Annotated in this window: 3 protein-coding genes and 1 pseudogene; 3 read left to right on the plus strand and 1 reads right to left on the minus strand. The window is 70.5% G+C overall.

Going from position 1 to position 8648, the window contains the following annotated elements; translation table 11 throughout:
- Nucleotides 1–360 (plus strand): annotated as a pseudogene (locus ABZS40_RS20915) (hypothetical protein); the annotation flags it as partial.
- Between the two features lies 1 nt (nt 361).
- A complete protein-coding gene (locus tag ABZS40_RS20920; protein WP_354944956.1) occupies nt 362–1060 on the plus strand; it encodes a class F sortase in 699 nt (232 codons plus the stop codon).
- A 74-nt stretch (nt 1061–1134) separates the two neighbouring features.
- Here ABZS40_RS20920 and ABZS40_RS20925 read toward each other — a convergent pair whose 3' ends face one another.
- Complete coding sequence (locus tag ABZS40_RS20925) at nt 1135–6216, minus strand: NAD-glutamate dehydrogenase (RefSeq protein ID WP_354944958.1); 5082 nt, start codon at nt 6214–6216, stop codon at nt 1135–1137.
- A 289-nt stretch (nt 6217–6505) separates the two neighbouring features.
- Between ABZS40_RS20925 and ABZS40_RS20930 the strand changes: the two genes are divergently transcribed.
- Nucleotides 6506–8470 (plus strand): penicillin-binding transpeptidase domain-containing protein, encoded by a 1965-nt coding sequence (locus ABZS40_RS20930; RefSeq protein ID WP_354944959.1) that lies wholly within the window; start codon nt 6506–6508, stop codon nt 8468–8470.
- The last annotated feature ends 178 nt before the right edge of the window (nt 8471–8648 follow it).

The following is an 8648-nucleotide window of genomic DNA, read 5'->3' on the forward strand; positions in this document are numbered from 1 at the left end:
AACGGCTCGGACAAGGGCTGGGAGAACAAGGACGAGCACGGCTCCGACGAGCGTGGCGGTTACGGCAAGGACGAGCGCGGCTCGGACGAGCGTGACTGGGACAAGGAGCGCGAGTTCGTCTACTACGGCGAAGCTACTGTCGACAAGGACGCCAAGCCGGGTCGCTACGAGCTCAAGGGCTCCTGCGGCGAGGGCGAGCTCGTCGTGCTGCCGCACGGCGGTGTCGACGGTGGTGACGGTGGCGTCAGCACCGGTACCGACCGGGGTCTGGCCACCGGCGGGGCGGGCCTGCTCGGCGCTGCCGCGCTGGGCGGGATCGTGTTGATGCGTCATCGGCGGACCGATGGTTCGCTCGTCTGACGTGACGACGACACCGGCCGGCGGCCGTCGCGGGAAACCGTGGCGTGCCGCCGGCACGGCCGTCGTCGTCACCATGGCCATGATCGGCGCCGGCATGATCGGCGCCTCCCTGAAGACCACGCCCACTCCCCGACCGCCGCAGCCGCTGGCCCAGGCCGGCCCCGAGCCGACCGGGCCGGCGAGCACCGCCGAGGACGCCCCGCCGGTCGACGGGCAGCCAGTCGGTCAGGGGGCGGCCGGGTTGGCCCGTTCGGCACCGACCAGCATCGAGATCCCCCGGATCGGCGTCGACGCGACGATCATGTCGTTGGGCACCAACCCGGACGGCACCGTCCAGGTCCCGCCGCTGGACAAGGCCGACCAGGCCGGGTGGTACGAGCCCGGCGCGAGCCCCGGCGAGACGGGTAACGCGGTCATCGTCGGGCACGTGGACTCGGCGGTGCTCGGCCCGGCCGTCTTCTTCGACCTCGGCGCTCTCACCCCCGGCGACACCGTCACAGTGCGCCGCGCCGACGGAGTGCCGGCCACCTTCACCGTCGACTCGGTGAAGTCGTACCCGAAGACGGCCTTCCCCACCGAGTTGGTGTACGGACCGACCGACCGGCCCAGCCTGCGGGTGGTCACCTGCGGCGGTCAGTTCGACGAGGCCGCGAAGAGCTACCCGGACAACGTCGTCGTCTTCGCCACACTGGCGGCGTGACCCGCGACGGGACGAAACGCGGTCCGGCCGGTCGGGTCACCCCGACCGGCCGGACCGCGTAGGGCGTACCTGGCTCAGGCGGCGGCGGAGGTCCGCACCAGGGTGCGGATCTGGCGCAGCAGCACCGACAGGGCGGCGAGATCCGCCCGCGACTCGTCGAACTCACCCATCGCCCGTCGAGCCCGGTGGATCGAGGTGGCGTTCGACTGCTCCCACTGCTGCACCCGCTCGTGCGGCGGCAGGTCGCCCGGGGTGGAGTCGAGCACCTCCGCGGTGAGCGCGGCCAGCGCGGCGTACAGGTCGTACCGCAGCGCCATCCGGGCCAGCGTCTGCCAGCGGTCCTCCCGCGGCAGCAGGGAGATCTTCGACAGCAGTGAGTCCACCCGGAACAGGTCGGACAGCACGAAGTAGACCGAGGCGACCTCGCTGACGTCCCGCCCGCTGGCGTTCGCGGTCTCCACCACGTCCATCAGGCCGAAGCTGTACATCAGCCGGGTCGCCCGCTCCGCCAGCTCGCGGGGCAGCCCACGCCCGGTCATCGAGTCCATGTGCGCGGCGATGCCCTGGCGCTCGTTGCCGTAGAACAGTTCCTCCAACCCCGGCAGCAGCCGGGTGACCCCGTCGCGCAGTCGGGCGATCTCGGCCGGCACGTCGATCGGCGAGCGCCGGTTGGAGACAAGCCACCGCACCGCCCGGTCGAGCAGCCGACGAGTGTCCAGGTAGACGCTGGTCTGCAGCTCCGGCGCCACCTTGTTGTCCAGCGCCTCGACCGCGTCCCACAGGTCGCGCAGGCCGAACACCTCGCTGACCACCACGTACGCCCGGATGACGTCGGCCGCGCTGGCCGCCGTCTCCTCGACCACCCGGAAGATGAACGAGATGCCACCCCGGTTGACCGCCTCGTTGACGAGCACTGTGGTGACGATGTCCCGGTGCAGCCGGTGCCGGCCCATCCGGTCGGCGAACCGCTCACGCATCGGCGTCGGGAAGTAGTTGACCAGAACCTCGGTCGTCCACTCCTCGTCGGCCAGGCCCTCGGTGAGGATCTCCCGCTCCAGGACGATCTTCACGTACGCGAGCAGCACCGCGAACTCCGGCGCCGTCAGGCCGGATTCGCTGCGGACCGCCAGCTCCTCGTCCGGCGGCAGCGCCTCCAACGCGCGGTCCAACCCGCCCGAACGCTCCAGCTCGTTGATCATCCGGCGGTGCACCGGGAGCAGCGAGGCGGCCTGGGCCTGGGCGTTGTTGATCGCCCGCGCCTGGTCGTAGTTGTCGCGCAGCACCAGCTCCGCGACCTCGTCGGTCATCCCGGCCAGCAGCTCGTCCCGGTCGGCCGTGGTCAGCTCGCCATCGGCCACCGCCGTGTTGAGCAGGATCTTGATGTTCACCTCGTGGTCGGAGGTGTCCACCCCGGCCGCGTTGTCGATGAAGTCCGTGTAGATCCGGCCACCGGTCAACGCGTACTCGATCCGGCCGAGCTGCGTCCAGCCCAGGTTGCCGCCCTCGCCGGCCACCCTGCAGCGCAGGCTGCGCCCGTCCACCCGGATCGCGTCGTTGGACTTGTCGCCCACCTCCGCGTTGGTCTGGGTGGAGGCCTTGACGTAGGTGCCGATGCCGCCGTTCCAGAACAGGTCCACCGGGGCGGTCACGATCGCCTTCATCAGATCCTGCGGCGACAGCTGCGTGACGTCGTCGTCCAGGCCGATCGCCGCCCGGACCTGCGGCGTGATCGGGATGGACTTCGCGGTACGCGGGAAGATGCCGCCGCCTGCCGAGATCAGCTCCGCGTTGTAGTCCTCCCAGGAGGAACGGGGCAGGTCGAACAGCCGTCGACGCTCCGCGTACGAGGTGGCGGCGGCCGGCTCCGGGTCGAGGAAGATGTGCCGGTGGTCGAAGGCGGCCACCAGCCGGATGTGCTCGGAGAGCAGCATCCCGTTGCCGAAGACGTCGCCGGACATGTCGCCGACGCCGACCACTGTGAAGTCCTGGGTCTGAGTGTCCAGGCCCAGCTCCCGGAAGTGCCGCTTGACCGACTCCCAGGCGCCCCGGGCGGTGATGCCCATCTTCTTGTGGTCGTAGCCGGCGGATCCGCCGGACGCGAACGCGTCTCCCATCCAGAAGTTGTGGGTCTTGGAGATCTCGTTGGCGATGTCGGAGAACGTCGCGGTGCCCTTGTCGGCCGCCACGACCAGGTACGGGTCGTCGCTGTCATGCCGGACCACGTCCTCGGGAGGCACGATCTGCCCGCTGACGATGTTGTCGGTGACGTCCAGCATCGCGCTGACGAACTCCTGGTAGCAGGCGACCGCCTCGTCCCGGTCACCCGGCTTCTGCTTCAACACGAAGCCGCCCTTGGCGCCCACCGGCACGATCACGGTGTTCTTCACCATCTGCGCCTTGACCAGGCCCAGCACCTCGGTCCGGAAGTCCTCCCGACGGTCGGACCAGCGCAACCCGCCCCGGGCCACCGGCCCGAACCGCAGGTGCACACCCTCGAAGCGGGGCGAGTAAACGAAGATCTCGAACTTCGGTCGCGGCGCCGGCAGGTCCGGAATGGCCTGCGGGTCGAGCTTGAACGCCACGTACGCCTTCGGCCGCCCGTCGGCGCGCTTCTGGTAGAAGCTGGTCCGCAGGGTCGCCTCGATCAGCGTCAGGTACGAGCGCAGGATCCGATCCTGGTCGAGGCTCGCCACGTCGTCCAGCGCGCCCCGGATCGTCTCCACCAGCTCACCGCTGCGCTGCTGCCGCTGCTCGGTGCTCAACTCGCCCGGCGCGAACCGGGTCTCGAAGAGCTCCACCAGCAACGCGGCGAGCTTCGGGTACGCGATGAAGGTCTGCTCCATGTAGTCCTGAGAGAAGACCGTGCCGGCCTGCCGCAGGTACTTCGCGTACGCCCGCAGCACCACCACCTGCCGCCAGGTCAGCCCGCCGCGCAGCACCAGCTCGTTGAACCGGTCCACCTCGGCCTCGCCGCGCCAGGCCGCCGCGAAGGCGTTCTCCACGTGCGGGCGCACCTCGGCCAGCTCGTGATGCCCCTCGGGCAGCATGAGGCCGAAGTCGTACAGGTAGACCCGACCGTCGATCCGGTCCACCTCGTACGGGTGCTCGTCGACCACCCGTACGCCGAGCGAGTGCAGCACCGGCAGCACGGCGGAGAGCATCATCGGCTCGCCGTACCGGTAGACCTTGAACCGGACGTCCATGGCCTCGGCCAGGTCGGTGCCCGGCACCCTGGTGCCCGGCCGGGGCGCCAACTGCTTGCGGAACAGGTGCATCTCCAGCTGGCCGGGCTCCTCCAGCAGCTCCAGCTTCGCCAGGTCCTTCATCGCCTCGTACGGCGTGTGCCCGTCCTTGTAGCCCTCCGGGAACGCGTCGGCGTACCGGGTGAACAGGTGCTTGGCCTGCTCGTCGCCGAGCTTGCGCTCCAGCACCAACCGGTAGTCGTCGTCCCAGAGCCGGGTGGCGTCGGCCAACTCCTCGGCCAGCAGGTCGGCGTCGATGTCGCCGGGCGGCCGCGTCGGGTCGGTACGGACGATGAAGTGCACCCGAGCCAGCATCGACTCGGTGACCCGGGTGGTGTAGTCCACCCCGACGCCGTTCAGCTCACGCAGCAGGATGTCCTGCATGCGCAGCCGGTTCTGGGTGGTGAACCGGTCCCGCGGCAGGTAGATCAGGCAGGAGATGAACCGCCCGTACGCGTCCCGTCGCAGGAAGACGCGCAGCTGCCGGCGGCCGGCCATCCGCAGCACGCCGACCACCGCGTGGTAGAGGTCGTCGGTCTTGATCTGGAACAGCTCGTCGCGCGGGTAGGTCTCCAGGATCTGGATCAGATCCTTGCCCGAGTGGCTGCGCCGGCTCAGGCCGGAACGGTCCAGCACCTCGGCCACCTTGCGGCGTACCACCGGAAGCTCGCGGACGCTGGTCCGGTAGGCGGCCGTCGAGAACAGGCCCAGGAAGCGCCGCTCACCGATCACGTCACCGGCGGAGTTGAAGATCTTGAAGCCGATGTAGTCCAGGTACGCCGAGCGGTGCACTGTCGCACGGGAGTTGGCCTTGGTGATGATGAGCAGGCGCTTCTCCAACACCTTCTCGTGCGCCTCGGGCGTCATCGACGACAGCGACCGCGCGTCCGGCGAATCGGAGCGCAGGATGCCCAGACCGGTGCCGAGCACCGCCTCCAACGCCTTGCCGTCGACCGGGTCGGTGGCGTCGCCGCCGTCGGCGTCCACCAGTCGGTACTCGCGGTAACCGAGGAAGGTGAAGTGGTCCTGGGCGAGCCAGCGCAGCAGCTCCACCGAGTCGGTGATGTCCTTCTCCGGCACCGGTGGGCGGTTGTCGGAGGTCCGGGCCGAGGCCAGCTCGTCGGCGAGCGCGAGGGCACGCTGACGCATCTTCGGCCAGTCCTCCACCGCCTCCCGCACGTCGGTGAGCACCCGCTGCAACTCGCGGCGCAACCGGTCCCGTTCGGCCGCGTCCCGGACCGGGTCGATCTCGATCCGCATCCAGCTCTCGATGATGTCGCCGGAGATCGCGTCGTCCGGCTCCACATCCGCTGAGACCTCGGCGAGCCGGCCCAGCGGCTCCCGCCGCACCACCACCAGCGGGTGCACCAGCAGGTGCACGTCGAGGTGGTACGAGTTGAGCAGCGCCGTCACCGAATCGACCAGGAACGGCATGTCGTCCGTGACGATCTCGACGACCGTGTGGTGCTGGTCCGCGTGCGGTTCGTGGATCCGCAGCTTCAACTCGCCCGGCACCCGCTGCTGGGCGAGATCCCGGTGTGCCCGGGCCGCGTCGAGCATCTCTTCCGCCGTGAAGCCGACCAGCTCCTCGTCCGGGGCGAACCGCCAGAAACGGCCGACAAGTGTCGCCGCGTCGTGGTCGTCCCCCGCGAGCGCGACGGCCTGGGCCACCAGGCGCTCCGCGTTGGGGACGGGTTCGTCGAGCTCGGCGTCCTCCACGTCGTCGGCCAGCGCCTCGGCTGGCAGACCCAGATCGTAGATGGTGTCGATGCTCGACCCGGTCAGCCCGGTGACTCCCGTGTCGAGTCGGCCGTAGCCGTCCCCGTCGGTCGCCGAATCGAAGCTGTCGTCGTCCCGGCCGGAGTCATCCTGCCGGAGGTCGGGTTCCGGTTTGATCGCCGGACGCCGGTCCATCGGTGCCACTCCCCTCGACCCACCGCGTTGTGGGTCACTCTGCCGCCCAGCCTAGGCCCTGCCGTTGTGCGCCTTCGTCGGCGGACCACTGGCCAGACGTCCGGATCGGGACTTTGTCCTTTCACCCGTTGCGGGTCCGAGGTTGGCCGGGTGCGGGATACCCCGCCACGCGATGTTCATCACACGGGCGCGGCCCGTCTTTGAGCGCGGCCGAGCACCTGGGGGACGTTGGGGACGGCGTTCGCGTACTACCGTGCGAGGGCAGTCCGAGACCGGAAGGACCAGCTTCATGCTCTTGTCGTACCCCCGGCCCCACCGGCCGAACCCCGCCCGCCGACTGGCCGCCGCCGTCACCACGGCCCTGCTCGCGGCGGGTGTCCTGGTCGGTTGTTCGGGTGACGACGGGCCGCAGCGCACCGTCGACGCCTTCCTCGCGGGCTGGCGCAGCGGTGACCTCCAGGCGGTCGGTCTGATCGACCCGCTCGGCTCGAAACTGCCGTCGGCCGACGTGGCGCGCGAGATCAAGGAACTCTCCGGTGAGCTGGCGGCGACTCCGCCCACGCTGACCCGTCGCGGCGAGCCGAAGATCACGAAAGACATCGCGACCACGACCGTCCAGGTGGAGTGGGCCCTGCCCGGTCAGACCCGCTGGGCGTACGACCGGGAGGTGCGGCTCGCCCACGGCGACGACGACCAGTGGCAGGTGATCTGGGAGCCGAAGATGGTGCACGAGCAGCTCACCAAGGGCGACCGGTTGGCGCTGCGTCGCGACGCCGGTGCCCGCGCCGCGCTGCTCGACAACGCCGGGAAGCCGCTGGTGACCCCGCGCCCGGTGGTCCGGGTGGGTGTGCAGCCCAACGGGGTCACCGACCTCAAGAAGCTCGTCAAGGACCTCGACGCGGCGTTCAAGGCGATCCGCCCGGCGCTGGTCCCCGGCGTCGACCTGGCCGACCTGCCCGACCGGGTGGCCAAGGCCGAGCCGGGTGCCTTCGTCGAGGTGGTGTCGCTCCGTGAGGAGGCGTACCGGCAGATCAAGCCCCGGATCTACGACCTGCCCGGCACCAAGTTCGTCTCCGACAAGATCGACCTGGCGCCCACCCGCGAGTTCGCCCGTGCGGTGCTCGGCTCGGTCGACCCGGCGCAGGCCGACGACCTCGCCGCACACCCCGACCGGTACGTCGTCGGCGACCTGGTCGGGCACGGCGGGCTTCAGGGCCGCTACGACGAACGACTGCGCGGCAGCCCCGGGCTGACCGTGGTGGCCGAGCGTCCGACCGAGGGCGGCAAACTCGAGCCCACCGGCGCCGAGCTGTTCCGCCGGGAGCCGCAGCCCGGGCAGGCGCTGAAGACCACGCTGGACGTCGCCGTCCAGAACGCGGCCGACGGGGCGCTGCGCGCCGAGTCGCGCCGGTCCGCCCTGGTGGCGATCCGGATCAGCGACGGCGCCGTGCTCGCCGCCGCGAACGGCCCCGGCCCGGCCGGGGAGAATCTGGCCCTCGACGCCCAGGTGCCTCCGGGCTCCACGTTCAAGATGGTCAGCACGCTGGGTCTGCTGGATCGGGGCGCGGTCACGCTGGACGGCCCGGTGGACTGCAAGAAGACCTTCACCGTGGACGGCCGGTCCTTCAAGAACTCGGACAACTTCGAGCTCGGCTCGGTGCCGTTCCGCACCGACTTCGCCAAGTCCTGCAACACGGCGTTCGCCGCGCTGGCCCCGAAGCTCGGCGGCGACGGGCTGGCCGCCGCCGGCCGCTCGCTGGGCCTGGAGGGTCAGTGGGACCTCGGCACTGACGCCTTCACCGGCAAGGTCTCCACGGGCGGCAGCCTGGCCGAGCAGGCCGCCGCGTCGTTCGGGCAGGGCACCACGCTGGTCAGCCCGCTCGCCATGGCCGGTGCCACCGCCGCCGTCGCCCGCGGCCGCTTCGAGCAGCCGAAGCTGCTGATCGACCCGGCGCCGGCCAAGCCGGCCCCGGCAGGCGAACAGCTCAAGCCGGAATCCGTCGCGGCGCTGCGCACGATGATGCGCGAGGTGGTCACCGCCGGCACCGGCAGCGCACTCAAAGACGTGCCGGGAGAGGTGTACGGCAAGACCGGCACCGCCGAGTACGACGACAACCCCGCGCACACCCACGCCTGGTTCGTCGGTTGGCGGGGCGACGTGGCGTTCGCCGTCTTCGTGGAGAAGGGCGGGGCCAGCACCGCCTCGGCCGTCCCGATGGCGGAGCGTTTCCTCCGCGCCCTCCCAACCTCCTGACACCCGCGCGGGGAGCACCCCTCGCCGCGCACCACGAAGGCGTTGATCGACTCGGTTTCACGGAAACTGCGGTGTCCGAGCCACTTGGGCTCAAGTGGTTGTTGCAACGGGGTGGATTTTCGTCAGGATGAGGAGTCATGCCGGGGCAGAGGTTGTCGTCCGCGGAGCGGGCGCAGAT

The sequence above is a fragment of the Micromonospora sp. NPDC005324 genome (assembly GCF_040607155.1).
Classification (GTDB): Bacteria; Actinomycetota; Actinomycetes; order Mycobacteriales; family Micromonosporaceae; genus Micromonospora; species Micromonospora trifolii.

Coding starts and splice junctions, on each gene's coding strand:
- ABZS40_RS20925 (WP_354944958.1), bottom strand. CDS start 6,216: ATGGACCGGCGTCCGGCGATCAAACCGGAACCCGACCTCCGGCAGGAT.
- ABZS40_RS20930 (WP_354944959.1), top strand. CDS start 6,506: ATGCTCTTGTCGTACCCCCGGCCCCACCGGCCGAACCCCGCCCGCCGA.